Annotated in this window: 30 protein-coding genes; 15 read left to right on the top strand and 15 right to left on the bottom strand. The window is 66.7% G+C overall.

The genetic code is table 11. The features are described from left to right. Window positions 1-59: 59 nt before the first annotated feature. Complete coding sequence (locus tag ACWW1C_RS14645; RefSeq protein WP_455984097.1) at window positions 60-797, bottom strand: glucose 1-dehydrogenase; 738 nt, start codon at window positions 795-797, stop codon at window positions 60-62. A 102-nt stretch (window positions 798-899) separates the two neighbouring features. On the opposite strand from ACWW1C_RS14645, the gene ACWW1C_RS14650 reads away from it, so the two are divergent. From ACWW1C_RS14650 to ACWW1C_RS14665, 4 genes are all read left to right on the top strand, one after another. Continuing rightward, window positions 900-1,679 carry an HAD family hydrolase gene (locus ACWW1C_RS14650; protein WP_455984098.1) on the top strand — a complete coding sequence of 260 codons (780 nt, stop codon included), beginning with the start codon at window positions 900-902 and terminating at the stop codon, window positions 1,677-1,679. 137 nt (window positions 1,680-1,816) lie between these two features. Continuing rightward, window positions 1,817-2,950 carry a nitronate monooxygenase gene (locus ACWW1C_RS14655; protein ID WP_455984099.1) on the top strand — a complete coding sequence of 378 codons (1,134 nt, stop codon included), beginning with the start codon at window positions 1,817-1,819 and terminating at the stop codon, window positions 2,948-2,950. Window positions 2,951-3,227: 277 nt separating this feature from the next. Next, on the top strand, window positions 3,228-3,800 hold the full coding sequence (locus ACWW1C_RS14660) for a TetR/AcrR family transcriptional regulator (RefSeq protein WP_455984100.1): 573 nt from the start codon (window positions 3,228-3,230) through the stop codon (window positions 3,798-3,800). Beyond that, complete coding sequence (locus ACWW1C_RS14665; protein WP_455984101.1) at window positions 3,797-6,034, top strand: molybdopterin-dependent oxidoreductase; 2,238 nt, start codon at window positions 3,797-3,799, stop codon at window positions 6,032-6,034. The genes ACWW1C_RS14660 and ACWW1C_RS14665 overlap by 4 nt, the downstream gene beginning before the upstream one ends. On the opposite strand, the gene ACWW1C_RS14670 is transcribed toward ACWW1C_RS14665, so the two are convergent. After that, window positions 6,035-6,709, bottom strand: coding sequence for a PAS and ANTAR domain-containing protein (locus ACWW1C_RS14670; RefSeq protein WP_455984102.1), 675 nt, complete (start codon window positions 6,707-6,709; stop codon window positions 6,035-6,037). It abuts the gene before it with no gap. 176 nt (window positions 6,710-6,885) lie between these two features. Here ACWW1C_RS14670 and ACWW1C_RS14675 point away from each other — a divergent pair, with 176 nt between their 5' ends. Further along, entirely contained in the window at window positions 6,886-7,596 is a 711-nt protein-coding gene (locus tag ACWW1C_RS14675) for a Crp/Fnr family transcriptional regulator (RefSeq protein WP_455984103.1), read from the top strand. Here ACWW1C_RS14675 and ACWW1C_RS14680 read toward each other — a convergent pair. Next, window positions 7,593-8,093 carry a hypothetical protein gene (locus ACWW1C_RS14680; RefSeq protein WP_455984104.1) on the bottom strand — a complete coding sequence of 167 codons (501 nt, stop codon included), beginning with the start codon at window positions 8,091-8,093 and terminating at the stop codon, window positions 7,593-7,595. The genes ACWW1C_RS14675 and ACWW1C_RS14680 overlap by 4 nt on opposite strands. Before the next feature lie 282 nt (window positions 8,094-8,375). Here ACWW1C_RS14680 and ACWW1C_RS14685 point away from each other — a divergent pair, with 282 nt between their 5' ends. After that, entirely contained in the window at window positions 8,376-9,635 is a 1,260-nt protein-coding gene (locus ACWW1C_RS14685; RefSeq protein WP_455984105.1) for a cytochrome P450, read from the top strand. Here the strand turns inward: ACWW1C_RS14685 and ACWW1C_RS14690 are convergent. Continuing rightward, window positions 9,607-9,951, bottom strand: a complete 345-nt coding sequence (locus ACWW1C_RS14690; RefSeq protein ID WP_455984106.1) for a hypothetical protein — start codon at window positions 9,949-9,951, stop codon at window positions 9,607-9,609. The two genes, ACWW1C_RS14685 and ACWW1C_RS14690, sit on opposite strands and share 29 nt — an antisense overlap. 168 nt (window positions 9,952-10,119) lie before the next feature. Here ACWW1C_RS14690 and ACWW1C_RS14695 point away from each other — a divergent pair, with 168 nt between their 5' ends. Next, the gene (locus tag ACWW1C_RS14695) at window positions 10,120-10,869 is read left to right on the top strand and encodes a helix-turn-helix domain-containing protein (RefSeq protein ID WP_455984288.1); all 750 of its coding nucleotides are present in this window, start codon (window positions 10,120-10,122) and stop codon (window positions 10,867-10,869) included. On the opposite strand, the gene ACWW1C_RS14700 is transcribed toward ACWW1C_RS14695, so the two are convergent. Both ACWW1C_RS14700 and ACWW1C_RS14705 read right to left on the bottom strand, forming a co-directional pair. Continuing rightward, window positions 10,859-11,623 (bottom strand): L,D-transpeptidase, encoded by a 765-nt coding sequence (locus ACWW1C_RS14700; RefSeq protein WP_455984107.1) that lies wholly within the window; start codon window positions 11,621-11,623, stop codon window positions 10,859-10,861. The genes ACWW1C_RS14695 and ACWW1C_RS14700 overlap by 11 nt on opposite strands. A 104-nt stretch (window positions 11,624-11,727) precedes the next feature. Continuing rightward, a complete protein-coding gene (locus ACWW1C_RS14705) occupies window positions 11,728-13,014 on the bottom strand; it encodes a DUF7159 family protein (protein ID WP_455984108.1) in 1,287 nt (428 codons plus the stop codon). Window positions 13,015-13,415: 401 nt separating this feature from the next. Between ACWW1C_RS14705 and ACWW1C_RS14710 the strand changes: the two genes are divergently transcribed. Further along, on the top strand, window positions 13,416-13,622 hold the full coding sequence (locus ACWW1C_RS14710) for a hypothetical protein (protein ID WP_455984109.1): 207 nt from the start codon (window positions 13,416-13,418) through the stop codon (window positions 13,620-13,622). Between the two features lie 67 nt (window positions 13,623-13,689). After that, window positions 13,690-14,109: a DUF6188 family protein gene (locus ACWW1C_RS14715; RefSeq protein WP_455984110.1), complete on the top strand. Its 420-nt coding sequence runs from the start codon at window positions 13,690-13,692 to the stop codon at window positions 14,107-14,109. Window positions 14,110-14,122: 13 nt separating this feature from the next. Here ACWW1C_RS14715 and ACWW1C_RS14720 read toward each other — a convergent pair whose 3' ends face one another. Then, entirely contained in the window at window positions 14,123-16,051 is a 1,929-nt protein-coding gene (locus ACWW1C_RS14720) for a flavin-containing monooxygenase (RefSeq protein ID WP_455984111.1), read from the bottom strand. Window positions 16,052-16,132: 81 nt separating this feature from the next. On the opposite strand from ACWW1C_RS14720, the gene ACWW1C_RS14725 reads away from it, so the two are divergent. Continuing rightward, the gene (locus ACWW1C_RS14725) at window positions 16,133-17,416 is read left to right on the top strand and encodes a cytochrome P450 (RefSeq protein ID WP_455979072.1); all 1,284 of its coding nucleotides are present in this window, start codon (window positions 16,133-16,135) and stop codon (window positions 17,414-17,416) included. 4 nt (window positions 17,417-17,420) lie between these two features. Here the strand turns inward: ACWW1C_RS14725 and ACWW1C_RS14730 are convergent, their stop codons facing one another. Then, window positions 17,421-17,798 (bottom strand): cupredoxin domain-containing protein, encoded by a 378-nt coding sequence (locus ACWW1C_RS14730; protein ID WP_455979073.1) that lies wholly within the window; start codon window positions 17,796-17,798, stop codon window positions 17,421-17,423. Then, a complete protein-coding gene (locus ACWW1C_RS14735) occupies window positions 17,795-18,703 on the bottom strand; it encodes a dienelactone hydrolase family protein (RefSeq protein ID WP_455979074.1) in 909 nt (302 codons plus the stop codon). Before ACWW1C_RS14735 ends, ACWW1C_RS14730 begins: the two co-directional genes overlap by 4 nt. A gap of 124 nt (window positions 18,704-18,827) precedes the next feature. On the opposite strand from ACWW1C_RS14735, the gene ACWW1C_RS14740 reads away from it, so the two are divergent. Together ACWW1C_RS14740 and ACWW1C_RS14745 are read left to right on the top strand one after the other, a co-directional pair. Then, complete coding sequence (locus ACWW1C_RS14740; RefSeq protein ID WP_455979075.1) at window positions 18,828-20,627, top strand: N-acyl-D-amino-acid deacylase family protein; 1,800 nt, start codon at window positions 18,828-18,830, stop codon at window positions 20,625-20,627. Continuing rightward, window positions 20,617-21,060 carry a nuclear transport factor 2 family protein gene (locus tag ACWW1C_RS14745; protein WP_455979076.1) on the top strand — a complete coding sequence of 148 codons (444 nt, stop codon included), beginning with the start codon at window positions 20,617-20,619 and terminating at the stop codon, window positions 21,058-21,060. The genes ACWW1C_RS14740 and ACWW1C_RS14745 overlap by 11 nt, the downstream gene beginning before the upstream one ends. A gap of 7 nt (window positions 21,061-21,067) precedes the next feature. Here ACWW1C_RS14745 and ACWW1C_RS14750 read toward each other — a convergent pair whose 3' ends face one another. Continuing rightward, window positions 21,068-21,550, bottom strand: a complete 483-nt coding sequence (locus ACWW1C_RS14750) for a carboxymuconolactone decarboxylase family protein (protein WP_455979077.1) — start codon at window positions 21,548-21,550, stop codon at window positions 21,068-21,070. Window positions 21,551-21,664: 114 nt separating this feature from the next. Further along, window positions 21,665-22,144: a bacterioferritin gene (bfr, locus tag ACWW1C_RS14755; protein WP_020100210.1), complete on the bottom strand. Its 480-nt coding sequence runs from the start codon at window positions 22,142-22,144 to the stop codon at window positions 21,665-21,667. Between the two features lie 271 nt (window positions 22,145-22,415). Here bfr and ACWW1C_RS14760 point away from each other — a divergent pair, with 271 nt between their 5' ends. Both ACWW1C_RS14760 and ACWW1C_RS14765 read left to right on the top strand, forming a co-directional pair. Continuing rightward, the gene (locus tag ACWW1C_RS14760) at window positions 22,416-23,075 is read left to right on the top strand and encodes a fatty-acid--CoA ligase (protein WP_455979078.1); all 660 of its coding nucleotides are present in this window, start codon (window positions 22,416-22,418) and stop codon (window positions 23,073-23,075) included. Then, window positions 23,075-23,263: a (2Fe-2S)-binding protein gene (locus ACWW1C_RS14765; protein WP_455979079.1), complete on the top strand. Its 189-nt coding sequence runs from the start codon at window positions 23,075-23,077 to the stop codon at window positions 23,261-23,263. The genes ACWW1C_RS14760 and ACWW1C_RS14765 overlap by 1 nt, the downstream gene beginning before the upstream one ends. Here ACWW1C_RS14765 and ACWW1C_RS14770 read toward each other — a convergent pair. After that, window positions 23,260-23,919 carry an NAD(P)-dependent oxidoreductase gene (locus ACWW1C_RS14770; protein WP_455979080.1) on the bottom strand — a complete coding sequence of 220 codons (660 nt, stop codon included), beginning with the start codon at window positions 23,917-23,919 and terminating at the stop codon, window positions 23,260-23,262. The genes ACWW1C_RS14765 and ACWW1C_RS14770 overlap by 4 nt on opposite strands. 168 nt (window positions 23,920-24,087) lie before the next feature. Here ACWW1C_RS14770 and ACWW1C_RS14775 point away from each other — a divergent pair, with 168 nt between their 5' ends. Then, window positions 24,088-24,498: a winged helix-turn-helix transcriptional regulator gene (locus tag ACWW1C_RS14775; protein WP_455979081.1), complete on the top strand. Its 411-nt coding sequence runs from the start codon at window positions 24,088-24,090 to the stop codon at window positions 24,496-24,498. 18 nt (window positions 24,499-24,516) lie between these two features. Here ACWW1C_RS14775 and ACWW1C_RS14780 read toward each other — a convergent pair whose 3' ends face one another. Genes ACWW1C_RS14780 through ACWW1C_RS14790 form a run of 3 tightly spaced genes read right to left on the bottom strand, consistent with a single transcriptional unit; the run spans window position 24,517 to window position 26,630 of the window. Beyond that, window positions 24,517-25,287, bottom strand: coding sequence for an enoyl-CoA hydratase/isomerase family protein (locus tag ACWW1C_RS14780; RefSeq protein ID WP_455979082.1), 771 nt, complete (start codon window positions 25,285-25,287; stop codon window positions 24,517-24,519). Next, window positions 25,284-25,991 (bottom strand): EthD domain-containing protein, encoded by a 708-nt coding sequence (locus ACWW1C_RS14785; RefSeq protein WP_455979083.1) that lies wholly within the window; start codon window positions 25,989-25,991, stop codon window positions 25,284-25,286. Before ACWW1C_RS14785 ends, ACWW1C_RS14780 begins: the two co-directional genes overlap by 4 nt. 12 nt (window positions 25,992-26,003) lie before the next feature. Beyond that, a complete protein-coding gene (locus ACWW1C_RS14790; protein ID WP_455979084.1) occupies window positions 26,004-26,630 on the bottom strand; it encodes a PaaI family thioesterase in 627 nt (208 codons plus the stop codon). Window positions 26,631-26,712 lie beyond the last annotated feature (82 nt).

The following is a 26,712-nucleotide window of genomic DNA, read 5'->3' on the forward strand; positions in this document are numbered from 1 at the left end:
CGCGATGTGGGGGCATCTCATTGTGCCCCGTCAGACCGGCAGTTCCGGAATCGCTGAGGTCAGAACTTGTGCGGCACGTCGGTCGTCAGACCGCCGTCGACGACGAACTCGCTGCCGGTGGCAAACGACGATTCGTCGCTGGCCAGGAACACCACAAAGGTCGCTACCTCGTCGGACTGCCCGGGCCGGCCCAGCGGTGCGGTCATCATGTCGTCGGGAAAATATTTGGTCATCGGCGTGCGGATGAAGCCCGGCAGCACCGTGTTGACCCGGATGTTGTCCTTGCCGAGGTCGATGGCGGCCGACTTGGTCAGGCCGCGCACGGCCCACTTGGATGCGACATACGCGTGCAGGAGGGTCGCACCGCGCATGCCCTCGATGGACGAGATGTTGATGATCGAGCCACTGCCGGCCGCCCGCATCGAGGCGACGACGGCCTGCATGCCCAGGAACGTGCCCGTGAGGTTGACGTCGATGCACTTCTGCCACTTGGCCATGTCGAACTCGCCGATCTTGCCGAGGGCACTGATTCCGGCGTTGTTGACCAGGACGTTGAGCAGACCGAACTGTTCGGTGGCGGTGGTGACCGCGGCTGCCCACTGATCGGCGTCTGTGACGTCGAGGTGCACGTAGCGCGCGGCGTCCCCGAGTTCGGCGGCCAGAGCCTCGCCCGGCTCATCGAGGATGTCGCCGATGAGGACCTTGGCGCCCTCGGTGACGAGCATCCGGGCGTGCGCCGCACCCATCCCCCGAGCGCCACCAGTGATCAGTGCAACTTTTCCGTCCACGCGTCCCATGACGGGTCACGGTACCGCCCGGCTGACGGCGAGTCGGGAGCCGCGCGACAGATCCGTCGGGACGAGCGGAGCGACGGGGAGAATCCCGGCATACTGGTCAGCATGTCTGCGCCGAACGCCGGGCCGATCACAGGGCCGATCACTGCGGTCGACGCCGATGACCCTGGCGCGACGAGTCCTAACGTCGGCGCCTTCTTCGACGTCGACGGCACGCTGGTGTCCGGTTTCATCGCCACGGTGCACGCCGCCCACCGGTTCCGGCAGCGGCAGGCGGCCTTCGGCGAATTGACCGGCATCCTCGAGGCGACCGTCCGATACAAGTTGCGCCGTATGGAGTTCGAGCGGCTGCTGGTGCGGGCCGCAGGTTATATGCGGGGCGAGTCGCTGGCCGAGCAGGAGTCACTGGGCGAGCAGCTGTTCCTCAGCCACGTTCAGGCCAGGATTTTCCCGACGATGCGCGAGGTCGTGCGCGACCATCAGCGCTCCGGCCACACGGTCGTGCTGAGTTCGTCGGCGTTGACCATGCACGTCATGCCACTGGCCCGCTACCTCGGTGTCGAGCACGTCATCTGCAATCACTTCACCGTCGACGCGGACGGCACGCTCTCCGGTGACATCGTGCGGCCCATCGTCTGGGGCCATCGAAAGGCCGCGGCGGTCGCGGAGTTCAGCCAGGCCAATCAGGTTGACCTGCAGCAGAGTTACTTCTACGCCGACGGGGACGAGGATCTGCCGTTGATGCGCGTCGTGGGTCACCCGATTCCGGTGAATCCCCGTCCCGGGCTGGCGGCGGAGGCAGAGCGACTCGGCTGGACGGTCGTGCGCGCGGCGGCCCCACCCGGCCACCGGGCCGGCTGGTTACGACGCGTCGTGCGCCGCTGATCTTCTGGAACGGCCTTCGTCGGGAATATGGACCCGAATCCGCGCGTGGCCTTGCGCGCCGGACCGACACGCGGTACTAAATTAGAACACGTTTCAGTTTTGCCGCTTTCGCCTCGGCCCCAGCACAAGGAACCCCAATGCGCACCGCTATCTGCGACCAACTCGGCATCGAATACCCCATCTTCGCCTTCACCCACTGCCGCGACGTGGTCGTGGCGGTCAGCAAAGCCGGCGGCTTCGGCGTCCTCGGCGCTGTTGGCTTCTCCCCCGAACAGCTCGAGATCGAGCTGAAGTGGATCGACGAGAACATCGGCGACCACCCCTACGGTGTCGACATCGTCATCCCCAACAAGTACGAGGGCATGGACCAGGTCGACCTGGATCCCGACGTGCTCAAGAAGCAGCTGAACGCCCTGGTGCCCCAGGAGCACCTGGACTTCGCCAAGAAGATTCTCGCCGACCACGGCGTGCCGGTCGACCACAGCGATGACGATGCCCTGCAGTTGCTCGGCTGGACCGAGGCGACGGCGACCCCGCAGGTCGAGGTCGCGCTGCAGCACCCGAAGTGCACGCTGATCGCCAACGCGCTCGGCACTCCCCCGAAGGACATGATCGACCACATCCACGCCGAGGGCCGCAAGGTCGCCGCGCTGTGCGGTTCGCCGTCGCAGGCCCGCAAGCACGCCGACGCGGGCGTCGACATCATCATCGCCCAGGGCGGCGAGGCCGGCGGGCACAGCGGTGAGATCGGCTCGATCGTGTTGTGGCCCCAGGTGGTCAAGGAGGTCGCACCGGTGCCGGTGCTGGCCGCGGGCGGTATCGGCAGCGGCCAGCAGATCGCCGCGGCCCTCGCCCTCGGCACCCAGGGCGCGTGGACCGGCTCTCAGTGGGTGATGGTCGAGGAGAGTGAACACTCCGAGCAGCAGCACGCCGCATACGCCAAGGCCAGCAGCAAGGACACCGTGCGCAGCCGATCGTTCACCGGCAAGCCGGCGCGCATGCTGCGCAACGACTGGACCGAGGCCTGGGAGCAGGAAGGCAACCCGAAGCCGCTCGGAATGCCGTTGCAGTACATGGTTTCCGGTATGGCGGTGGCCGCCACCCACAAGTACCCCAACGAGAGCGTCGACGTCGCGTTCAACCCGGTCGGCCAGGTGGTCGGTCAGTTCACCAAGGTGGAGAAGACCGCTGCCGTCATCGAGCGCTGGGTGCAGGAGTACCTCGAGGCCACCGGCCGGCTCGAAGAACTGAACGAAGCCGCGTCCGTGTGATCGAGGCCGCCGGCAGCGGGTTCCTCATCGCCGTCCTGTGGATGGACCTGACCTTCGACGTTCAGGTACTGCGTTACCACAGGTCGGCCGAATAGCCGGGACCCGTGCTGGCGTCCGTCGGGGTTTGATCCTGCAGTGACGGCGCGGTCCACTCGACCTATTGCGCCCTACGCTCAGGATCAACGCAGCCGCAGCCCGCAGACCCGCACGAATTCGTGCCTAGACCGCCGCCAACCGATTATGTATGGTTGCATACATAATCGATGGAAGGGCGCGCATGTCTGGTCCTCGCGAACGCATGATCGTGTCCGCGGCATTGCTCATCCGCGAGCGGGGCGCACAGTCAACGGCCATCTCTGACGTGCTCGCGCACAGCGGGGCACCGCGCGGCTCGGCTTACCACCACTTTCCCGGCGGACGCACCGAACTGCTCTGCGAGGCAATCGATTTCGCCAGCGAACACATCGCCCGCCGGATAGCCAAGGCCGGCAGCGCACTCGAAGCGCTCGACCTGTTGACCGAGGGCTTCCGCACGCAGCTGACCGACACCGGATTCCGGGCCGGTTGCCCGGTGGTCGCCGTCGCGGTCGAGGCAGACAATCCGCCGGTGATCGAACGCGCCGCCGCGGCCTTCACGCGCTGGCTCGGCCAACTCGAAGAGCAGTTGCGGGCCGACGGCGCTTCGGCCGAACACGCCGCCGAACTGGCCATGCTCGCCACCACCGCCATCGAAGGCGCCGTGCTGGTGGCCCGGACCACCGGCTCCGTCACCCCATTGGACCTCGTGCATCGGCAGCTGCGCACCCTCGTGTCTGCCGCAACCGACTCGGAACGAAAGGCGTCGTCATGACCCAAACCCCGGAGTGGCAGTCCACCGCCTGCATCCTGTGCGAGTGCAACTGCGGCATCGTCGTCCAGCTCGACGGCCGGTCCCTTTCGAAAATCCGTGGGGACAAAGCACATCCGGCTTCACAGGGTTACACGTGCAACAAGGCACTCCGGCTGGATCACTATCAGAACAACCGCGACCGCCTGACGTCGCCGATGCGCCGCCGGCCCGACGGCACCTATGAGGAAATCGATTGGGACACCGCGATTTCCGAGATCGCCGACGGCTTCGCGCGGATCCGCGACGAATACGGCGGCGACAAGATCTTCTACTACGGCGGCGGTGGCCAGGGAAATCACCTGGGCGGCGCCTACAGCGGCGCCTTCCTCAAGGCTATCGGCGCCCGGTACCGGTCAAATGCGCTCGCGCAGGAGAAAACCGGTGAATTCTGGGTCGACGCGCAGCTCTACGGCGGACATACCCGCGGCGAATTCGAGCACGCCGAGGTGTCGGTGTTCATCGGCAAGAACCCGTGGATGTCGCAGAGCTTCCCCCGGGCCCGGACCGTGCTGCAGGACATCGCCAAGGATCCGGGGCGGTCGATGATCGTCATCGATCCGGTGTTGACCGACACCGCGAAAATGGCCGATTTCCACCTGCGTGTGCGGCCCGGGACCGACGCGTGGTGCCTGTCGGCGCTCGCCGCGGTCCTGGTCCAGGAAAACCTGTGCGACGAAGCATTTCTCGCCGCACACGTCACGGGCGTCGAGCCGGTACGGGCCGCGCTGGGCGCCGTCGATGTCGACGAATTCGCTCAGCGGTGCGGCGTCGACGCCGAGCTGTTGCGGGCCGCCGCGCGCCGCATTGCCGCAGCGGCAAGCGTTTCGGTGTTCGAGGACCTCGGCGTACAGCAGGCGCCCAACAGCACCCTGTGCTCCTACCTGAACAAGATGTTGTGGATCCTGACCGGCAATTTCGCCAAACGCGGTGGACAGCATCTGCATTCGTCGTTCGCTCCGCTGTTCGCGGCAGGCGGCGTCGGCCGCTCGCCGGTGACCGGAGCTCCCATCATCGCCGGATTGTTGCCGTCCAACGTGGTGCCACAGGAGATCCTGACCGACCATCCGGACCGCTTCCGCGCGATGATCGTCGAGAGCAGCAACCCGGCACACTCCATCGCGGACTCGAACGCGGTGCGCGAAGCGCTCGGCGCGCTGGAACTGCTGGTGGTCGTCGATGTCGCGATGACCGAGACCGCGCGCCTGGCTCATTACGTGCTCCCCGCGGCGAGTCAGTTCGAGAAGCCCGAGGCCACGTTCTTCAATCTCGAGTTCCCGCACAACACCTTCCACCTGCGGCATCCCCTCATGACGCCGCTGCCCGGAACCCTGCCCGAACCCGAAATCTGGGCACGACTGGTCCGCGCGCTCGGCGTCGTCGACGACGCGGAACTCGACCCGCTGCGCCGGGCCGCCCGCGACGGCCTCGACGCATACCTCGGGGCGTTCTTCGGTGCGGTCGGCGCCAACCCGTCGCTGGGCCGCGTGCTGCCGTATGTGCTGTACGAAACCCTGGGTCCGACGCTGCCGGACGGACTGGCCGGAGCGGCCGCGTTGTGGGGGCTGGCGCAGAAGACTGCGATGACGTATCCCGAAGCGGTGCGGCGGGCCGGCCACTCGGACGGCAACGCGCTGTTCACCGCCATCCTGCAGGGCCGGTCCGGGGTGACGTTCACCGAGCACGAATACGCGGACGACTGGAGCCTGGTCACTCATCCCGACCGCCGGTTCGTCCTCGAGATTCCCGAGATGCTCGCCGAGCTCGGAGCGCTCGCCACCGACCGGCCGCCGCTGATCTCCGACGAGTACCCGATCGTGCTGTCGGCCGGCGAGCGGCGCGCGTTCACCGCCAACGACATCATCCGCGATCCCGGCTGGCGCAAACGCGACGCCGACGGCGCACTCAGGGTCAGCGTCGAAGACGCTGCGGCACTCGGGCTGGTCGACGGTGGGCGGGCCCGGATCACGACGGCCGCCGGCACCGCCGAAGCCTCGGTGGAGATCACCGACGTCATGCTGCCCGGGCACGCCGCACTGCCGAACGGTTTCGGACTGGACTTCACCGATGCCGACGGCGGGAAGCACGTACCCGGTGTGGCGCCCAACAATCTCACCTCGGCGGACTGGCGAGACGAGTTCGCCGGGACTCCGTGGCACAAGCACGTGCCGGCCCGGATCGAGGCCCTGACCGCCTGACTAAGGGGCCACGGGCTCGTTCGGCAGCAGCAGGCGGTCGATGGTGCTGACGCTCTCGGCCGACAGCCCTTGCTGCGTCACCGCCGCAAGAAATTGTGCCGCAACAGTTTTCACCTTGACATGGGTCAGCTGGGAACGCCACGTGAGGATGTCGAACGCGCGGTCCGCATCGATCCCGTACGCCACCATGAGAATGCCCTTGGCCTGCTCGATGGTGGCACGGGATTTCACGACCTCTTTGATCCCCGACGTCAGGTCCGCCTGCATGGTGTCGGTGACATCGACGTAGTAGCCCTGGGTTCCGACCACCGCACCCGACTCGTCGGCCAAGTGGTCACCGACCACCACCATCCAATGGGTCTTGCCGTCGACGTCGATGATCCGGTGCCGGCTGCTGTACAGCCCTCCCGACCGCACGCGTTCCAGGATTTCGGCGACGCGCGCCCGGTCGTCGGGATGCTTGTGTGAAAGGAGCAACTCGGTCGTGGGCTCCACCTGCCCCGGCGCGTAGCCGTGCATCCGGGCCACCTCGTCGGACCATACCCACCGCTGACCGGCGACGAAGAACTTGAAGCCGCCGGCTTTCGGCGAATCGCCGCCGGCCAGGACCGCGGCGACTTCCCAGTGCTCGGGGGCGGTGTCGGCATCGGCGTCATCGGCCAGCGCATCAGACATACGGAAACCCAATCGTTGATCTCTATGAGGGCTACGCCGTGCTCTGCTGACCACCGGCCCGCAAATGATAGCCGCTATGTCAGCTCTCTGACATAGCAAATCACGCGTGTCTGCGACTGTTCACATCGGACGCCGCACAGGTCGAGTAACTTGCATGAGTGGGCATGGGCGTTGCGGTGAGCGATTTGCACCGCAATGCGGTGCTCGCCACCTTCGACAAGGCCCGCCTCGATCGATTGCTGCCCCACATCCAGATCGATGCCAGCCCGATCGGCCACATCGCGCAACGGGCCGGACACCCGTTGAGCCACGTCCATTTCCCACTCGACTCGGTGTATTCGGTGTTGGCCGAATCCACGCACGGCGTCGGGGTCGAAGTGGGGACCGTCGGATCAGAGGGCCTGGTCGGCATCGCCGGTCACCTGGGCGCGCGCAACAGCCGCCAGACCGCCGTCTGCTGGTGCGCCGGCGACACCGCCTACGTCCCCGTCGCCGAGTTTCTGCAGGTGACCACCGAAGCAGGCCCCTGGCACGACGCCATCGACCGGTTCACCGACTACCTGCTCATCCAGATGGCCCAGAACGTGCTGTGTACCAGTCAGCACTCGGTCCGCGCGCGGTTGGCCCGTTGGCTGCTCGCCGCACACGACCGATACGACTGCCAACAGTTCTCCAGCACTCACGAAAGCCTGTCGCAGATGCTTGGCGTACAGCGCCCGACCATCTCCGAGACGGCGGCGCGGATGCAACGCGAGGGCATGATCATCTACCGGCGCGGCAACATCGAGATCGTCGACCGCGTCGCACTCCGGCAGATCGCCTGTGAGTGCTACCAAGTCGTCGACCAGGCGCTGACGGCGGTTCGCGACGCCGGCCAGGACGGCTAGCCCGTCGGGACGTCCACGGGCGGCGCCGGCATGGGGGCTTCCGGGGCCGACGCCTGCGGACCGGCCGGCATGCCCGCGGGCGGGGCCGCGTCGGCATCCATGGGGCGCTGCGCCAGCAGCACGAGGGCCTGCTTCGGGCTGATCTCACGCTCCTGGACGGCATGCCAGACGTCGCGCAGATACGACAACTGGTCGGTGTCCTGAGACCCTTCCGCGGTGGTCGTGGTGTACGGCGGCAGATTCTCCGGACTGGACAGGTGCGGTACCGGGGCGGCGTTTGCCACCGGGACCGGCTTGCCGGCCGGTGCCGGCTTGGGCTCCGCGGGTGGTGGCGGATCGATGGGAGCAGCCGCGTGGTCGACTGCCGATGTGTCGCTGGACTTGGTGTCCGGCGCCGGTTCGTCGGCCCACGCCGACGCTGCCGACCCGACCGGCAGCAGCAACGCTGCGCAGGCCAGCCCTACGGCGCGGAATTTGACGCTGTCCAGGATTCTCATGTGTTGCCCTCCCGTCCATCTGCAGTAACCAATGGTGCTACAGGTAACTGCGGTATGGCTGGGAATTTGCCGGATCAATCTGGTGCGGCCGTACGAATCCGCGATCGCGACCGCCGCACCCCCCGCGCGCCCCCGGGCGGATTTGCTACGACGAATAGTCCTGCGTAAATCGGCGGGCACCGGCATTCACCCAGAATCTGAGCCGAATTATCGGCATAACCTTGCGGCCCAGTCCGGCACGCGGTACTAAATTGAAACACGTTGCAGAGTGAGGAGCGCCACATGTCGGCACCCAATATCCCCGCCGGATTCGACTTCACCGACCCCGACATCTACGCCCAGCGGCTGCCGGTCGCGGAGCTGGCCGAACTGCGGCAGGTCGCGCCGATCTGGTGGAACGAACAGCCCATGGGCAAGGGCGGCTTCGACGACGGCGGCTACTGGGTGGTGACGCGGCACCAGGACGTCAAAGAGGTGTCCCGGCGCAGCGACGTGTTCTCCAGCCAGGAGAAGACGGCGATCCCCCGGTATCAGGACGGCACCGTCACCGAACAGATCGAGCGGGGCAAGTTCGTGCTGCTCAACATGGACGCGCCGCACCACACCCACCTGCGCAAGATTATCTCGCGGATGTTCACCCCGCGCGCCATCGAGCTGCTGCGGGACGAGTTGGGCAAGCGCGCACAGCAGATCGCGGAAGAGGCCGCCGCCAAGGGCTATGGGGATTTCGTCGAGCAGGTGTCGTGCGAGCTGCCGCTGCAGGCGATCGCCGGGCTGATGGGTGTGCCGCAGGAGGACCGCAAGAAGTTGTTCCACTGGTCCAATCAGATGGTCGGCGACATGGATCCGGAATTCGCGGGCAACGACGCCATCACCGCCTCCGTCGAACTCATCATGTACGGCATGGCGATGGCCGCCGACCGCGGCGCCAACCCGCGCGATGACCTGGTGACCCGCCTGGTCCAGGCCGACGTCGAGGGTCACAAGCTCTCCGACGACGAATTCGGTTTCTTCGTCATCCTGCTGGCGGTCGCGGGCAACGAGACCACCCGCAACACCATCACCCAGGGCATGATGGCCTTCGCCGAGCACCCGGACCAGTGGGAACTGTTCAAGCGGGAGCGTCCGGCGACAGCGGCCGACGAAATCGTCCGCTGGGCAACCCCGGTCACCTCATTCCAGCGCACCGCGACACAGGACACCGAACTCGGCGGAGTGCCGATCAAGAAGGGCCAGCGGGTGGTGATGTTCTACCGGTCGGCCAACTTCGACGAAGAGGTGTTCGACGACCCCTACGCGTTCAACATCATGCGCGACCCGAATCCACACGTCGGCTTCGGCGGAACCGGAGCCCACTACTGCATCGGGGCGAACCTGGCCCGGATGACCATCGACCTGATGTTCAACGCGATCGCTGACCACATTCCGGACCTGCGCCCGCTCAGCGAACCGGAACGACTGCGGTCCGGCTGGCTGAACGGCATCAAGCACTGGCAGGTCGACTACACGGGCGTCAACGCGAAATCAGCTGCCGCGCAGTGACCTTCGGCCGGTCCGGGTAGTCGAGCAGCGACTGCCAGTAGTCGTCGGACAGCTCCCGGCCCGAGCGCAAAACCATCGCCAACCCGGTCGCCATCGCGACGCCGAGCAGGCCCAGCCACAGCCCGGTGAGCGCGATGATCACCCACAGCACCGTGGTGAGCGCCAGCCACGGCGAGACCGCCATGAGTGCCGGCGCGAAGAAGAAACCGGTACCGACGTACCAGGCCGAGCCGGTGCGGTCGGCCGCCATCACCGCCCGCAGCCAAACGGGCGGTGCCTGCGCCGACGGGTCGGTGGCGGGGTGGGTGGTGCGCATCTCGATCGCCTCCTGGTGCGTTGCCGGACGATTCGAGCCTGTCCCTGCCAGGTAATTGCCGCAATTACCTGGCAGGTAGTCGCCACCGGGACGGGCAGCGGCGACACTTGTGTCGTGACCGTCACCGCTGCCGCCCCGCCACACTCGCCGCAACCCTTCGGGACGCTGATGCGGCAGTGGCGCCAGCGGCGGCGCATCAGCCAACTCGACCTGGCGATCGAGGCCGACGTGTCCGCGCGTCACCTCAGCTTCATCGAGACCGGTCGTTCGACGCCGAGCCGGGCCATGGTGCTCAAGCTCGGCAGCGTGCTGGATGTTCCTGCGCGGGAACAGAACCGGCTGCTGCTGGCCGCGGGCCACGCGCCCGTGTACGCCGAGCGGTCACTCGACGATCCGGAGATGAGCGCGGTGCGCACCGGGATCAACCGCGTCCTCGCCGCGTACGAGCCGTTCCCATGCCTGGCCGTCGACCATCTGTGGCACATCGTCGCCGCCAATGCCGGCATCGCGGTGCTGCTCCAGAACGTGGCTCCCCCGTTGCTGGAATCGCCGAATGCCCTTCGCATTTCGCTGCACCCGGATGGACTTGCGCCCCGGATCCGCAATCTCGGGCAGTGGCGGCACCACGTGATCGGGCGGCTGCGGCGCGAGGTGGCCAGTAGTGCGTCAGCCGAACTCCACGACCTGCTGACCGAGATCGAGGACTACCCCGGCGGAGACGTCGCATCGTCCGATCTCGGAGGCGTCGCGGTGCCGTTGGAGATCGACGGGCCGGACGGCCAGGTACTGACTTTCCTCAGCACCGTCACCACATTCGGCACGGCGCTGGATCTGACTGCCGTGGAACTGAGCATCGAAGCCTTCCTGCCCGCCGACGAGACGACGGCGCAGGCCCTCCGAACGAGTGCTACGAGTTGATGACGATCGGGTCGCCGATGTTCACCTGGTTGTAGTACCACTGCGCGTTGTCGGTGCTGAGGTTGATGCAGCCGTGGCTGACGTTCGAATTGCCCTGTTGCGCAACAGACCACGGTGCCGCGTGCACGTAGACCCCACCTGAGGTGACCCGCACCGCGTAGTACACCGTCAACTTGTAACCCTCGGGGTCGTTGAGCGGGATGCCGATGGTCCGGGAATCCATGACGACGGGATTCTCCTTGCCCATCGCCGTGAACGAGCCCACGGGCGTCGGATGCTTGGGCTTGCCCATGGACGCCGGCATGGTCTTCACGACCTGGCCGTCGATGCTCACCGTGAAGGTGTGCCCACTGATACTCGCGACGCCGAGGGTGGCCGTGGCGGTCTCGAACGACTGCTTGACCCCGCCGACCGACACCATGATGGACGAATGCGCGGGCCAGTACGTGCTCGGCGTGAACTGCATCTTGTTGTCCGCGAGCCACGCGAACGTGCCGGCGGGGGCCTTCGTCATCTTCGGCGACGAGAACTCGATGGTCCGCTCGGCGCGTCCCCGGTCTGCGATCGGCCGGCTGAACGTCACCGTGACGGGCATTCCGACACCGACGGCGGGTCCGCCGCTCGGTGTGATCGCGGCGACCGGAAGGGGCTCGGGCAACGCCGCGACAGCAGCACCCACGGAGCCGCTCAGCATCATCACCGCAGATGCGGCGACGGCCAGCGCATAACGCACAGTTTTGGGCAAGGGGTCCATCCTCCGGTCCGAGATACGTTCACTACATATCGTAGTTCGGCGTCGGGCGTTACTACGGTCAGCCGCACGCCACCGACCCGGCGAGTGCGGAACGACCTCAGGGTTTACTGCGGCGGCGCGGCGGGCTCCGCCGGCGGCGCGACATCGGCAGGCGCCGGAACCGCCGGAGCGAGGGGCTCGGCCGGTGCGGGGACGACGACCGCATTCGCCGGCATCTCCACCGGCGGGATGTCCGTGGCGGCGGGCGGCACGTCGGCGGCAGGCAGGCCGTCAGGATGCGCTGCCGGTTCCGGTTCGACGACGGGAGCCGCCTGAGGTTCGACGATCGGTGCGTCGGGCAGTGTGGCCTCGACCGGTGCAGACACCTCTGCCGACGGCTCGGCGGCGGGCGCCACGTGCACTGTCGCAGGCTCGGCCGGCGCTACCGCCTGCTCGGCGGCCGCGGGGCGCGGGCTCTTGGGGACGGATGTCGGTGCCGTGCCGCGCGAAGGCAGGAACTGCAGCGTGACGGCCATCGACACGGACGCCACGAACGCCGTCGACCCGACGGCCAGCATCGCCAGAGGCAGCGCGGGCGAGCTCGACACCTGCTGCCATCGAGGCGAACCACCCGACCGGTGCCGTCCGACCGGTGCCACCGCCGCGGTGCGCTCGAACGTCTCGGCGGCCTCGAAAGCGTCGAAGGCCGGGTCCCAACCGAAGTCCTGGCCGGCCCATTCGTCGGGGCGCGGCACATCGCCGAAGTAGTACGGCTCGGACAGGTCGGAGTCGCCAGACCGCACGGACACCAGCGCCGCGCCGCGGGCCAGGGCCAGGTCGGCTTCCTCCGGCGTGAAAACCGGCACCGCGAGCGCCTCCTGCAGCCCCGGCAGAATGCTCTCGAAATTGCCGGCGGAGCCGATGACGACCAGCGCCTCCGGCTGCCAGTCCGCGCGGGCGAAGACGGCACTGAGCCAGCTGGTCAGCCCCGACCGGGAGCCGATGGAGTGATTCATGGCCGTGAGGACGGCGCCGCTGGCCGCATGCACGATCATGGTGATCGCGAATTCGGGCTCGATGGTGCACACCGCGGTGGTCCCGCAGCCCAACGCGTCGGCGATGCCGCGGGCCACGGCCTCGTTCGCCTCCGGGAAGCGCACCGGCACCACGTTGTCGAATCCGGACTCCGACAGCGACTGCATCAGGATCGAGGCCTCGGCGCCGGCGTCGTCGCTCCACGTCAGTCCGATCGACTTGAGCCGCAGCCCGCGCGTCGCCGCGAGGGCCTCGCTGCGCAGCACGGCAGCGGTGGCGTCTTCGGAGTTCATGATCTCCACGGCGTCGTGGTCCATGGTGAATCCGTCGACGTCATTGCCCTCGACCAGGACCAGGCCGATGGACGACGGAGTCATGGCCAAACCGAGCACCGCGTCCACGCAAACAACCCCTTCAGAACCGCATCGCGGCATCCCACGATCCTGGCGACGCGCGCTTCAGCGGGCGGAAACAATCCGGATTCGTGGTGAGACAAGCCACCTTTGACCGGTGACTTTACCCGTTACCTGGGCCACAGTGCACCCGTCCGCAAGCCACCGACCTGCGATGATTTGCCAGCATCCCACGGCCCTGTGTTCAAACCGTTATCAGCATTTGCCATCTTGATCGCGGCCGTGGCGTGGCCCGCCCGCGCACCGCGAAGTTTGAACGCAGGCGGTTGCGGTAATCCAGTGGCCTAGTTGTGACCTGTCGCTGCTGGATCCTGTGATGGGGCGGCGCGAGAATTATGGAGAAGACCGGCCAGGAGGTCAGCATCATGACGGCACCGCCACTCACCCCGCCCACCGTGGTGTTCCAGGGCGAGGTGGGCGTCCACGTTCGCGGCCTCGGCTGCTCGTACGCGACCTGCACCTGCGGCTGGACCGCACGCCCCCGGCACCTGAGGGCCTCTGCCGAACAGGACGCCTGGGCGCACTCCATCGAATCGGGCTGCGCGCCGGCATTCCCGCTCGTCAACCGGTAGCTCGCACACTTCTCGGCGCCTCGTGACGCAATGTTGCGCAGCGGCCGCGGTCGTAACACAGTGGGTTATGACCGAACAGTGGATAAAAGGATGCGCAGTGCAGCGGATCTCCTTCCGCGACGGACTGGTGCTGGACATGGAGGACTACAACGAGCTCGTGATCTCGGCGCCCCTGGCACTTACCCTGCCGGCCACCGAGACCGACCCGCAGGAAGTTGTCGCGATCAACCCGGCCGACGTACGCAAACAGGAACGGCCGTTGTTCGATTTCGCCGGCCAGAAGTGCACACACGCCGAATGGGACGACACCAACGGCAGCCTGCACCTGGCGTTCGCGGACGGACACCGGATCGACGTACCCACCGACGAGGACCACACCTCGTGGGAGCTCTACGGCAAGCGCCACGGCTACGCCGCGTGCCTGCCCCACGGGCGGGTACGGGTCGTCCGGCACGACCTGCCGGACGACGAGACCGTCGACAACTGACCGCGCCGGCCGTTCACCCGAAGGTGTAGTCCTCCGGGTCGGCAGCGCGCGTCCAGCTCCAGTAGTCCACGAGGCGCCATGGGCTGAGGGTGTAAATGTCGCCGTCGGCGTTCTTGTAGAACGAATGCCGGATCGACGGCTGCGACCACACCATCGTGCGCATCTCGGCCTGGCTGCGCCGCACCCAGTCGTCGAGCTTCTCCGGACGCGGTTCCATCCACCGGCCGCAGCCGGCCAGCAGCAGGTCCAAACATGCTGAGATGTAACGCATCTGGCATTCCGAATGGAAGATCAGGCTGCCGCCGCTGGCGAGATTGGTGCCGGGCCCGTACATGCAGAAGAAGTTCGGGAATCCCGGGATCGTGATGCCGAGATACGCCGTCGGCCGTTCACCCCACTGTTCCGCGAGCACCCGTCCGTCACGGCCGACCACGGTCATCGGCCACAGCACCTTCCCGGCGTGAAATCCGGTGGCGTACACGATCACATCGGCGGGATGGCGTCGCTCGTCGGCCGTCACGACCGCGTCATGTTCGATGCGTGCGATGGGCGTCCGGATGAGTTCGACGTGATCCTGCGTGAGCGTCCGGAGCCAGCTGCCGTTGTCCTGCAGTGTCCGTTTGCCGGTCGCCGGGTAGTCCGGGATGACCTTCGCCAGCAGGTCCGGGTTGTCCCCGATCTGCCCTTTGATCCATTCCGTGAACATGATTCGCGTGACGTCGTTGATCTCGCTCACCGCACGTTGCTGATCGGGATAGTCCGGGTCGACGCGAGCCGCCGCCAGGCCTTTGTCGCAACCCGGCCAGAACAGCAGGAAGCGGTACCAGCGGCCGTAGAACGGCAGATGCTTCAGTGCCCATTTGACACCGTCGCCGACCATGGCGTGGTAGTTGGGGTTGGGGAACATCCATTGCGCGGTTCGCTGAAAGATGTTGAGCGAGGCGACTTCACCGGAGATAGACGGCGCGATCTGAAAGCCGCTGGCACCGGCGCCGACCATCGCGACATGCTTTCCGGTGAGATCGACATCGTGATCCCAGAGTGCCGAGTGGAACGACGGACCCTCGAAATCGTCGCGTCCCGAGATCGGCGGTAGGTAAGGCCGATTCAGTTGCCCCACCGCGCTGATCACCGCGTGCGCCGACACCGTCTCGGCCGTCCCGTCGGCGCCGAGGACGCTCACCTGCCATGTCGCGGTGCCCTCGTCCCACGTGGCGCCGGTGACCTCGGTGTCGAAGCGGACGTGGGGCCGGATGCCGTACTTGTCCAGGATGCGTTCGAAATAGGCCTGCAGTTCGGGTTGTTCGGCAAAGAACTGCGTCCAGTGATCGCTGGGCTCAAAGCTGTAGCAGTAGAAGTGATTTCCCACGTCGACGCGAGCGCCGGGATAGCTGTTGTGCCACCAGGTGCCGCCGACACCGGCGCCGCGTTCGATGATGGTGAACGGAATCCCGGCTTCTTTCAGGCGGATACCGGCCAGCAAGCCCGATTCGCCGCACCCGATGACGAGCACCGGAAAATCAGCCGCCGATTCCGCGTCACGGCCGGAAGCGCCGCCCCGGAGATCGTTCCCGTCGAGCTCCATCTCCTCCAGCACCATCGGCACATATTCGTCGGGCACCGGCTCGCAGACGAGCCACTCCATCATCTCCTTCAGCAGCTCCGCGCTGATCGGCTCGGGCTCCGGACAGCCGCGGTCGCGGTAGTCCGCGATGACCGTCAGGGCCAGGGTGCGCACCGCCGCCTTGTCGTCCTCGGACATGTAGCCCTGGACCTCGTTGAGGAACAGTCCGGCAGGGCGCAGAGCGCCGCGGATCAGCTCGGGATCGCCCGACATGTGCACCAACGACAGCATCAGCGTGGGGATGCTGACGTCCATCAGAGCACGGGCGATTTCCTCGTCGGAGGCCGTAAACGGTTGTCCTGCATGTGGGTTGCGCACCACAAGGAACTATCACGTTCTGCCGAATTTTCGCAGCCGATTCCGCCGCGGTAGCGCCCGACCGCGCCTTACGCTCCGAAGATGGCCATCGCGTTACTCGACAACGGCGCACCGCCGGCAGACCTCGCACTCTCCGACGTGGACCTCAGTTCGGTCCGGTTCTGGGGCCGGAACGACGAGATCCGGGACGGCGCGTTCGCCACGCTGCGGCGCGAGGCACCCATCTCCTTCCACGCCGAACTGGGCCAGGAAGGGTTCGAACCCGGCCCCGGGCACTGGGCGCTGACGCGCTATGACGACGTGTTCTTCGCCAGCCGCCACCCACACATCTTCAGCTCCGCCGAGGGCATCACGATCCCCGAGCAAACCCCCGAACTGGCGGAGTATTTCGGCTCGATGATCGTCATGGACGACCCGCGGCACACGCGCCTGCGCAACATCGTGCGCAGCGCGTTCACGCCGAAAGTTGTGGCGCGGACAGAAGCCTCCGTGCGCAACCGGGCCCGCAGCCTGGTCGAGTCCATGATCGAACGCCACCCGGACGGCCACGGCGACATCGTGGCCGACCTGGCCGGCCCCCTGCCGCTGCAGATCATCTGCGACATGATGGGCATCCCGGAGCAGGATCACGAGCGGATCTTCCATTGGACCAACATCATTCTCGGCTTCGGCGATCCCGACCTGACCACCGATTACGAGGAATTCTTCCGGTGCGCCATGGACATCGGCGCCTATGCGACCGCGTTGGCCGACGATCGCCGCGTCAACCCGCACGACGACCTGACCACCGCCCTCGTGCAGGCCGAGGTCGACGGTGAACGACTGACGTCGAGCGAGGTGGCATCGTTCTTCATCCTGCTGGTGGTCGCGGGCAACGAGACCACGCGTAATGCGATCAGCCACGGGGTGCTGACGCTCAGCCGGTTCCCCGAGCAGCGGGACCAGTGGTGGGCCGACTACGACGCGGTGGCGCCGACCGCCGTCGAGGAGATCATCCGCTGGGCCTCCCCCGTCGTCTACATGCGCCGGACCCTGACCCAGGATTTCGAGCTCAGTGGAGTGAAAATGCAAGCCGGGCAGAAGGTTACGTTGTGGTACGGCTCGGCAAACCGGGACGAGGCGAAATTCGACCGGCCCTGGCTGTTCGACGTGCACCGGAATCCCAATCCGCACTTGGGCTTCGGGGGCGGTGGCGCACACTTCTGCCTGGGCGCGAATCTGGCGCGCCGCGAGATCGCCGTGGCGTTCGAGGAGATCCACCGCCGGGTACCGGACCTGAGGGCCACCGACGAGCCCGACCGGCTGTGGTCGCAGTTCATCCACGGCATCAAGCGCTTGCCGGTCAGCTGGACGCCACCACGCTGACGGGCTACTGGACGATCAGCACGCCGACCATTCCCGGGTGGTACACGCAGTAGTACGGGTAGCGGCCCGGGGTCGCGGGTGCGGTGAACGTCGCCTGCGTGTTGCCGCCGACTTTGACGTCGAACTGGCCCTTGACCTTTGACGTCACGGTGTGCGCGACGTCGTCGCTGTTCACGACGGTGATCTTCGCGCCGGGCGGCACGGTGAGCGGGTCGCCGAAGTTCAGCGCGGTGATGGTGATCGCCGGGCCCTGCACCGGGCCGGTCACCGGTACCGCACTGGTCGTCGGGGTGCTGTTCGGCCCCGGCGCCGAACACCCGGCGCCGCCCGTGATGACCAGTGTCAGCGCCACGACCACTGCCGATACGCGTGTAGTCGTCATGCCAGGTACCTCGCCATCCAGGACTGCGTCTGCTCCCAGGCGTCGGCGGCTGCCGCGGCGTTGTACCGGGGACCCGAGTCGTTGAAGAAGGCGTGATCGGCGTCGGGTTCGACCACGATCTGATGGACCATGCCGGCCTGCTCCAGTGCGGCCGCCGCCGCGTCCTTGCCGGCCGTCACCCGTTGGTCCTTGGCACCGTAAAAGGCCAGTACCGCAGCTTGTTTCGAGCCGCTGAAGTTGTGTGGGTCCGGCAGCGGCCCGTAGAACGGCAGGGCTGCTGCCAGCCTCGGTTCACCGGCGGCCAGCAGTTGCCAGGCGAGCCCGCCGCCGAAGCAGAAGCCGAGCACCGCGAGTTTCATGCCCGGCGCCCGGCGCTGCAGTTCGTCGAGCCCGGAGCGCAGATCCGCGATGAACCGGTCGGGCGGAATCTTGCCCAACGCGGCGGTGGCTTCGGCGGGGTCGGTGAAGGCCGCGGTGCCGCCCTGTGCCGACAACAGGTCGATGCCCAGTGCCGAGTATCCGATGCCGCCGAAACGGCCGACGACCGACCGCACCCAGTCATTCAGACCCTTGTTCTCGTGGATCACCAGCACCGCGCCGCGGGGCTGGGCGGCCGGCGCCCACGACCCCTGCAGCGCGCCGTCGGCCCAGGTGATCGGCGCGGGCTGGACGGCGTTCTCCATACCCGGCGGTGGCCCGGGCGCGATCGAGGCGTTGCTCGATGACGCGGGTGTACCGGACGCCGTCGGTCCGCGGCTCTCGCCGCACGCGGCGATCAATGTGGTCGCGGCCGCGGTGCCCATCCCCAACAGAGCGAGACGGCGCAGAGCTTCGCGGCGGGACAGCAATCCGTCGACGTGATCGGTGGCGATTTCCTCGGCGATGTACCGCTGCAAGGGGGTCACCTGAGCCAGTATCCGCCCCGATCCTGAGCGCTGCCCCAAGGTTTCCCCAGGACGAGTAGACAATTTCAAGAAAGTGTTCACTTTTTCATTGACATAGGCCTGACCGGCACGCTTCTATAGTTAGGTGACCTCTGCAACAACGTTCGACACGATCATCCAGGGCGGCCGCTGGTTCGACGGAACCGGCGCGCCTTCCGCGGTCCGGGACATCGGAATCCGCGACGGGCACGTCGTCGCGATCGGCGAGGACCTGGACGACACCGGATGCTCGAACGTCATCGATGCCACCGGCAAATGGGTGACGCCCGGCCTGCTGGACATCCACACGCACTACGACGTCGAGGTACTGGCCGGTCCCGGCTTGGCCGAGTCGCTCCGCCACGGCGTCACCACCGTGATGCTCGGCTCCTGCTCGCTCTCGACGGTGCACGTCGGCGGAGAAGACGCCGGCGACCTGTTCGGCCGGGTGGAGGCCATCCCGCGCGACCACGTCATCGCCGCCGTCGACGGGAACAAGACCTGGGACACCGCGGAGGGATACGTCAGCGCACTCGAGGACCGGCCGCTCGGGCCGAACGTGGCCGCGTTCATCGGCCACTCCGATATGCGCACCGCAGTCATGGGCCTGGACCGCGCAACCCGCAAGGACGTCCGCCCCACCCGTGGCGAGCAGGCCGAGATGGAGCAGATGCTGGCGGCCGCGCTGCAGGCCGGATTCGTCGGATTGTCCTCGCAGCAGCTGCTTTTCGACAAGATCGACGGCGACACCTGCCGGTCCCGCACCCTGCCGTCCACCTACGCCAAGGCACGGGAGTTGCGCCGGCTCAAGACGCAGCTGCGTCGCTCCGGCCGCATCCTGCAGTCGGGCCCGGACCTGGAGAACCCGCTGAACCTGGTGTCGCAGCTGGCCCAGTCGCTGGGCCTGTTCCGCGAGAACCTCAAGACCAGCCTGCTGTCGGCGGCCGACATCAAGGCCAACCCGTACGCCATCACCATCATGGGGCCGGTGGCCCGCCTGGTGAACAAGCTCGGCGGCAACTTCCGGTGGCAGCACCTGCCGGTGCCGTTCGAGGTGTACGCCGACGGCATCGACCTGGTGGTGTTCGAGGAATTCGGTTCGGGCGCAGCGGCCCTGCACCTGCGCGACGAGGTCGAGCGCAACGACCTGATGCGCGACGACGAGTATCGCCGCCAGTTCCGCAAGGACTACGAGAACAAGTTCGGCATCCGGGTGTGGCACCGCGACTTCTTCGACGCCGAGATCGTCGGCTGTCCCGACGAAGCCCTCATCGGCAAGACCTTCGGCCAGGTGGGCGTCGACCGCGGGCTGCATCCGGTGGATGCCTTCCTGGACCTGGTGCTCGAATATGGCCGCGATATCCGCTGGCGCACAACGATTTCCAATCATCGACCGGAGGTACTGAAGAAGCTCGCCCGCGATCCCGGTATCCAGCTCGGCTTCTCCGATGCCGGCGCCCACCTGCGGAACATGGCGTTCTACAACATGGGCCTGCGCCTGCTGCGTCACGTGCGCGACGCCGAGCGCGCCGGCACGCCCTTCCTGACCGTCGAGCAGGCCGTGCACCGGCTGACGGGTGAGCTCGCCGACTGGTATCGCCTGGACGCCGGACATCTGCGCGTCGGAGACCGGGCCGACCTGGTCGTCATCGACCCGGAGCGCCTGGACGATTCGCTCGACGCCTACGCCGAAGACCCCGTCGAGCAGTACGGCGGGCTGTCCCGCATGGTCAACCGCAACGACGCCACCGTCGCGGCGGTGTTCGTCGGCGGGCAACAGGTCGTCCGCGACGGTGTGCCGACCGAGCTGGTCGGCACCACCCGCACCGGCCGTTTCCTGCGGTTCGCGCGCCAGACCCCCGCTCTGCCCGTCGCCAAGGAAGGTGAGTTCGCCAGTGTCGGTTGAGGATACGATCCACGGATTGTGGAAGGCGTTGTCGGCGCGGGATTGGGAGCGGTTGAAGGACTTCGTGTCCGACGATTGCATCTACCTGGACATGCCGGTCGGCCCGGCCGCCGCGGCGCGGGGGCCCGAGGACATCGTCAAACGCCTGAAGATCGGACTGGAGCCGTTGGCCTCATATGAGAACTTCGACGGCCTGTTGCTGACCAACGGCGCCGACGCGATGTATGAGCACCACGAGGAATGGCATTGGGAGACCGGCGAATCGGCGGTACTCAAGTTCGTCACGGTGCACCGGGTCGAGAACGGCAAGGTGACGCTGTGGAAGGACTACTGGGACATGAGTGCGCTCTCGAACTTCGCCCCACCGTCGTGGCTGGAGAATTTCGCGACCGCTGACATGTCGTGGATCTTCGACGCGACGGGTCTGGTCTGATTCGCCCTCAGAGCGTGATCTTGCAGGCCTGACCGATGTCGAGCGTGCGCAGCATCCGCCCCATCCCGAGCCACATCGCGCAGGACAGCGCCAGGTCGGTCATCAGCTCATCACTGAAATGCTCTGCGGCACGGGCCCAGAAGTCCTCGTCGTCGCGCAGCCCGGTGTGGTCGGAGGCGAAGCGCTGGGCGAACTCGGCAGCGATGCGCTCCTGGTCGGAGTAGCCGGGCCAGGTCTGCCACACGCCGGCGTGGTTGTACAGGTCTTCGTCGACGCCTTCCGCCTCAGCCGCCGAATCACGGGTGTTCTGACACACCACGCACTCGTTGTCGAGGGCGATCACCACGCGGGCCAGTTCACGAACCCGGAGCGGCAAGCGCCCCTTGGTGTAGACGGCGTTGGTGAAACCCGCCATGGCCGTGCCGATGTCGGGTGACTTGACCACCCAGGCGGTTACGTCTTCGTCGGTGAAATCTCCGATTCGGCTCACTTTTCGCACGCTACGCCAAAACTGGAACAAGTTCTAGTTTTTTCGGCGGAGAATTCCACCCGGTACGACAACGGCCCCGCCCCGAGGGGCGAGGCCGTGTCCGATCGGGACCGCCTACGACGGCGGGCGCGACACGCACTGTGCCGCGTAGAGCTGCTCGCCCAGCTTGTCCATCAACTCCAGCTGCGTTTCCAGGTAGTCGATGTGGCCTTCCTCATCGGCGAGGATGGCCTCGAAGATGTTGGCACTCGTGGCGTCGCCCTTCTCGCGGCACATGATGATGCCCGGCTTCAGCCGGGTGACCACCTCGTACTCGATGGCGAGGTCCGCCTCGAACTGCTCGCGAAGGGTCTGGCCGACACGCAGCGAGAACAGCCGCTGGTAATTGGGCAAACCGTCCAGTAACAGAATGCGATCAGTCAGGGTCTCCGCGTGGCGCATTTCCTCGAACGACTCTTCACGGGTGTGCTTGGCCAATTCCGTGAAGCCCCAATTGTCCTGCATTTTCGAATGCAGGAAGTATTGGTTAATCGCGGTGAGCTCACTGGTCAATTGCTCGTTGAGCAGTTTGAGGATTTCGGGGTCGCCTTGCATTTCGGCTCCTTTAAACACCATCGGGCTGGGTCAAGTGTCACTGGCGCGGAACAACAACGTGCCTTCACCAAACGTAGTCGAGCGATCCCCGGTGAGCGACCGGTTCGGCCGGTGTTTCCCGGCCCGGTTCGACCCCAGATCCCGAAGTTCGGGATCCGCGACGTCATCGCTGGCCAGCAGCTATGGACTGGCTGCCCTAAGTAAGGTTAGACTGCACTAACCACCGCGGCACCCGTCCGCGGTCCCGAGCGACCCAGAACGGCAGGACCCGATGAGCGAGCACCCGTTGCACTCGCTCATTCTTGCCGCTGACTATCGCGTCGACGATGTGGAATCGATGTGGGAGCGGCTGAAATCGCACCGATCAATTCTCACGGAGCTCTCCGCCCATCACGTCGTCGTGTATTCCTCATTGTGGGAACCGGGCCGCGTGCTGGCCACTGTCGGTATCCACAATGCGAATTCGGTCCGCGAAGTTCTGCGTTCGCCGGCGATATTCGAATTCTTCGACGCCTCCGGCGTGGACGACATCCCCGCGATCTTCGCCGGCGAAGTGGTCGAGAAGATCGAACTCGCCGAACCTCCGCCCGGACAACATGCCGTCGCGTCCGTCGTCGTCGGCGTCGTGACCGCGGTCGAGGACGTGCCCGCCCTCATGGACAAGGTGCACGACGCGGCCGACCGTTTCCGGGATGCCGGCGTGTGCAAGGTGTGGGTGTACCGCGCCTTGGACGACGGCCACGAGGTCCTGATCCTGCAACAAATCGAGACCGAAGCCGCCGCACGTCGCTGGATCGATCACCCCGATGCCGCCGCCGAATGGATGTCGGCCGCCGGATTCGGCGTCTACCCAACGGTTTTCGTGGGCACGCTCGCGCACATCACCTCGATCGAACCGGCCGACGAACCGACCGACGAGGCGGCCGGCTGATGTTCGTCTGCCTGTGTACCGGGGTGACCAGCCAGGTCGTCACCGAACTCGTTGCCGGTGGCGCGACCACGTCGAAGCAGATCGCCGAGAAATGTGGCGCAGGCCTGGACTGCGGCCGCTGCCGCCGCACCGTGCGGGCCATCATCGAATCGGCCCGCACCGACTGTCCGGTGCACAGGGCGGGTTAGCCTCGGGCGTTCCATATCAAGGGCGCCTGCCGGATCCAGCTGCCTTGTTCGACGGCATCGAGGAGGAATCCGGCCAGCTCGGCGCGGTTGACGCGGGGGCCCGGCTTGACGTTGCCGGTCTCCGCCCTTAGGGGGCCGAGGGCCGGCTTGTCGCTGAGTGCGACGGCGCGGGCCAATGTCCAATCCGTGCCCGAGGCGCGCACGAGGTGGTCGAGAGCGTCGTGGTCGGCGAAGCCGACCTTGAGGTTGGACAGCTTGATGACCGCCTTGACCACCGGGTTGAGCCGGTTCCAGTCGTCGCCGGCGCCTTGCGTGGAGGCCAGCACGATCCGCCGGATACCTTGTTCGCCCATCACCGCGAGCGTGTTGCGGGCGGCGTCGGTCATGAACGTCGGCGGGCTGGTGGGCTTGGCCCATGGGTTGTCGGACGCCCTGGCGTTGCCGAGGACGCTGATGACGGCTTGTGTGTCCTGAGCAGCTCTGCGCAGGTCGTCGATGTTCGTGGACGTGCCCTGGACGAGTTCCACGGTGGGCGGGGCTTGGACAGTATCGGGGTTGCGCACCAGGGCGCGGACACGGTGGCCGCGTTCGGCGGCCTGGGCGAGTACGTGGATTCCGGTGCGGCCGCTGCCGCCGAGAACGAGCAGATTGGTCACGGGATTCGCCTCAGCGGGGTCAGGCGACGACGAGGAATCGATATGCGGCAGGTACGACATGTTGAAGCAACTCCAATTCTTACCATTTGTTCGTAACAACATGTTGCGTCAGAATCGGGAGGGGTACAAAAGGCACAGCGATGTGCGTGACGGAAAGGGATGGGCGCCATGCAGGATGGGGCGGCAGTAGCAATGGCGGCCGCGGCCGGTCCCTGCGCGAGCATCCCGGCCGAGCAGATGGAATTCATCCGTCAAGTACTCGACCGAGTCGGTGACAAGTGGAGCATGTTGATCGTCGCCGTTCTACAAGACGGCGCGCTGCGCTACACCGAGCTGCAAGGACAGATTCCCGGCATCTCCCAACGCATGCTCACTCACACCCTGCGTCAACTCCGGCAGGATGGACTGATCACCCGCACCGCCTACGCGGAAGTTCCACCCCGCGTGGAGTACACCCTCGCCCCGCTGGGCCATGGCCTCAACGACATCGTCAAGCAGCTGATCGGCTGGGCCGCCGCCCACCACAACGAGATTCGCGCCAACCGGCGCCGCGCCGAGACCGGCGCGTCCCGATCCTGAACGGATTACCCGAAACAGCTAGCCCTTGCGCCCCACGAACGCGCTCAGCGCATCGGCATTGGCAGCCCCGCCGAGCAGCTCAGCGAACTGGCCGGACTCGCGCTGCGTTGCCGCGACGGTCGCCTCTCGGGTGGGTTCGACCATCGCGTGCTTGACGGCCATCAGGCTCGAAAGCGGCCGCGAGGCAATGATTTCCGCGTGCCGACGCGCTTCCGGCAGCAGGTCGTCGGGCTCGCATACCCGCCACACCAGACCCATGCGCAGCGCTTCTTCGGCGCTCACCCATTCCGACGACAGCAGCAGCCAGGCGGCATTCTGCCGGCCCAGCAACCGCGGCAGCAGGTAGGACGACGCCGCCTCCGAAGCCACACCCAGGCTGGTGAACGGGCATTTGAGCCGCGCGGTGGTCGACATGAACGCCAGATCCGCGTAGCCGAGGATGGTGGTGCCGATACCCAGGCCAACGCCGTTCACCGCACAGATCAGCGGCTTCGGAAATGCCGTCAGTGTCTCGATGAGGCCAGGGAAGCCGTACTCCCCCATCTGATATTCGGGGTTGGTGACCATCTCCTGCATCTCGACCAGGTCGTTACCGGCACTGAAAGCGCGGCCGGAGCCGGTGAGCAGGACGACCGAGACGTCCGGATCAGCCGCGGCGTCTTTGAGGGCGGTCGTCGTCGCGTCGTACAGCGCTTCGCTGAACGCGTTGAGAGCGTCGGGCCGGTTCAAGGTGAGGGTCCGGACCCGGTTGGTGTCGTCGACCTGGACGAGCGCGGCGGGATCGGTCACAGGTTGTCTCCAAACGGGTTTCGCATGATGTAGCGGCTGGTGGGCACGGTGTCCACGTCGACGTTGGCGCCGAAGGCGGACGTGCTGGCGGCCATCTTGCCCGCACGGTCGGCCAGGTCGGCGTCGTCGGCGGCGCCGAAGAAGGCGTGCAGGCTCGCGGTCGCCTCGATGGGGAACAGCTCCTCGACGATGGCGCCGAGCTGTGGGGCGTCGGGCGTCAGCGAACGGACCACCGCGTTCTGCGTATAGCCGAAGGTGGACTGGGTGTCGATCGCCACCTGGGTGTGGTCGATGTGCCAGCGGCGGAACCACTCTCGCTCAGCCATCCCGTCGGGACGGCGCAGCAGCGCGACGTTCGCGAGGCCCGTGGTGCGCGCACCGAGAACACTGGCCGGACCGGCCATCGGGACCGATTCGGTGACCAGATACGCGGCCAGATCGGTGCATTCGGCACGCAAGCGGTCCAGCGCGGCGGTCATCTGAGTGCCGTAGTACTGCTGCGTCCACACACTGATCACCGCGACCACCGGCGGGTCGAGCGTGGTCAGCAACATCAGCGAGTCCCGGACCGCGCCATCTTTGACGTTGACCGCCAACCCGGGCACACCCAGCGCCAGCAGCTCGTCGGCGACCTCGGTGCGCAGACGCTCGCACCAGGCGTCGTCCGCCGTGTCACGCCGCAGCGTGACCATGACCTTCTCCATCGAATCTCCCGGTCAGTCCCGCGCCCAGCGCGGTGTGATGAACACGCCCTCGGCCTCCACCGTGATGCCCTCGGCATCGGCGATGTGGCCGACGGCGTACGTCTTGATGCCTTCGGTCCGCACGATGCGCGCCTCGGTGTGCAGGTCGCCGAGCCGCGTCATGCGCCGGTAGCGCATGGTGAGCGTGCCGGTCAGGCGCGGGCTGCCCGGGAGGCTGGCGCCCTCGCCGAGCACATGGTCGAGGATCATCGCCGACACTCCGCCGTGGACGTGGCCGGGTGGGCCCTCGTATGCCGCGCCCAGGTGGAAGTCGGCGGACACGCTGCCGTCGCCGGCGCGGATGAGGACCACCGGCGGCGCAATCGGGTTACGCACGCCGATCACCGCGTTGCCCCAAGGCATTTCGCTGCCCTGCGCCCCGAACCTGATGCCGAACGAGCCCTCGAGCTGCTGGGCTCGGAGCTGGGCGGTGGCGGCGTTGATCTCGGCCTGCACGGCGGCGATGGCCTCGGCACCGACCTCTGTCCGGATCGTGGCATCGATGAGCTCGCGTACCGACTGCGTCAGCGGTTCGTAGACGGCCCGCATTCGCGCCACCTCGTCGGCGCTCAGCTTCTGCAAAGTGTCTTCGACCACCATTGAACTAGAACACGTTCTAATCGAGCTGTCGAGAGTGGGGTCCCATTGCCTGCGCGCCAATAGATTTCAGACGACCGCGGCG

The sequence above is a fragment of the Mycobacterium sp. HM-7 genome, from assembly GCF_053852335.1.

Excerpts from the sequence above, each read along its gene's own strand:
- ACWW1C_RS14760 (WP_455979078.1), top strand. The coding sequence starts at position 22,416 with ATGAGCGAGCACCCGTTGCACTCGCTCATTCTTGCCGCTGACTATCGC.
- ACWW1C_RS14680 (WP_455984104.1), bottom strand. The coding sequence starts at position 8,093 with ATGAGAATCCTGGACAGCGTCAAATTCCGCGCCGTAGGGCTGGCCTGC.
- ACWW1C_RS14785 (WP_455979083.1), bottom strand. The coding sequence starts at position 25,991 with ATGGAGAAGGTCATGGTCACGCTGCGGCGTGACACGGCGGACGACGCC.
- ACWW1C_RS14655 (WP_455984099.1), top strand. The coding sequence starts at position 1,817 with ATGCGCACCGCTATCTGCGACCAACTCGGCATCGAATACCCCATCTTC.
- ACWW1C_RS14650 (WP_455984098.1), top strand. The coding sequence starts at position 900 with ATGTCTGCGCCGAACGCCGGGCCGATCACAGGGCCGATCACTGCGGTC.
- ACWW1C_RS14660 (WP_455984100.1), top strand. The coding sequence starts at position 3,228 with ATGTCTGGTCCTCGCGAACGCATGATCGTGTCCGCGGCATTGCTCATC.
- ACWW1C_RS14705 (WP_455984108.1), bottom strand. The coding sequence starts at position 13,014 with ATGACTCCGTCGTCCATCGGCCTGGTCCTGGTCGAGGGCAATGACGTC.
- ACWW1C_RS14725 (WP_455979072.1), top strand. The coding sequence starts at position 16,133 with ATGGCCATCGCGTTACTCGACAACGGCGCACCGCCGGCAGACCTCGCA.
- bfr (WP_020100210.1), bottom strand. The coding sequence starts at position 22,144 with ATGCAAGGCGACCCCGAAATCCTCAAACTGCTCAACGAGCAATTGACC.
- ACWW1C_RS14765 (WP_455979079.1), top strand. The coding sequence starts at position 23,075 with ATGTTCGTCTGCCTGTGTACCGGGGTGACCAGCCAGGTCGTCACCGAA.
- ACWW1C_RS14790 (WP_455979084.1), bottom strand. The coding sequence starts at position 26,630 with ATGGTGGTCGAAGACACTTTGCAGAAGCTGAGCGCCGACGAGGTGGCG.
- ACWW1C_RS14695 (WP_455984288.1), top strand. The coding sequence starts at position 10,120 with ATGCGGCAGTGGCGCCAGCGGCGGCGCATCAGCCAACTCGACCTGGCG.
- ACWW1C_RS14665 (WP_455984101.1), top strand. The coding sequence starts at position 3,797 with ATGACCCAAACCCCGGAGTGGCAGTCCACCGCCTGCATCCTGTGCGAG.
- ACWW1C_RS14690 (WP_455984106.1), bottom strand. The coding sequence starts at position 9,951 with ATGCGCACCACCCACCCCGCCACCGACCCGTCGGCGCAGGCACCGCCC.
- ACWW1C_RS14710 (WP_455984109.1), top strand. The coding sequence starts at position 13,416 with ATGACGGCACCGCCACTCACCCCGCCCACCGTGGTGTTCCAGGGCGAG.
- ACWW1C_RS14730 (WP_455979073.1), bottom strand. The coding sequence starts at position 17,798 with ATGACGACTACACGCGTATCGGCAGTGGTCGTGGCGCTGACACTGGTC.
- ACWW1C_RS14685 (WP_455984105.1), top strand. The coding sequence starts at position 8,376 with ATGTCGGCACCCAATATCCCCGCCGGATTCGACTTCACCGACCCCGAC.
- ACWW1C_RS14715 (WP_455984110.1), top strand. The coding sequence starts at position 13,690 with ATGACCGAACAGTGGATAAAAGGATGCGCAGTGCAGCGGATCTCCTTC.
- ACWW1C_RS14700 (WP_455984107.1), bottom strand. The coding sequence starts at position 11,623 with ATGGACCCCTTGCCCAAAACTGTGCGTTATGCGCTGGCCGTCGCCGCA.
- ACWW1C_RS14775 (WP_455979081.1), top strand. The coding sequence starts at position 24,088 with ATGCAGGATGGGGCGGCAGTAGCAATGGCGGCCGCGGCCGGTCCCTGC.
- ACWW1C_RS14670 (WP_455984102.1), bottom strand. The coding sequence starts at position 6,709 with ATGTCTGATGCGCTGGCCGATGACGCCGATGCCGACACCGCCCCCGAG.
- ACWW1C_RS14645 (WP_455984097.1), bottom strand. The coding sequence starts at position 797 with ATGGGACGCGTGGACGGAAAAGTTGCACTGATCACTGGTGGCGCTCGG.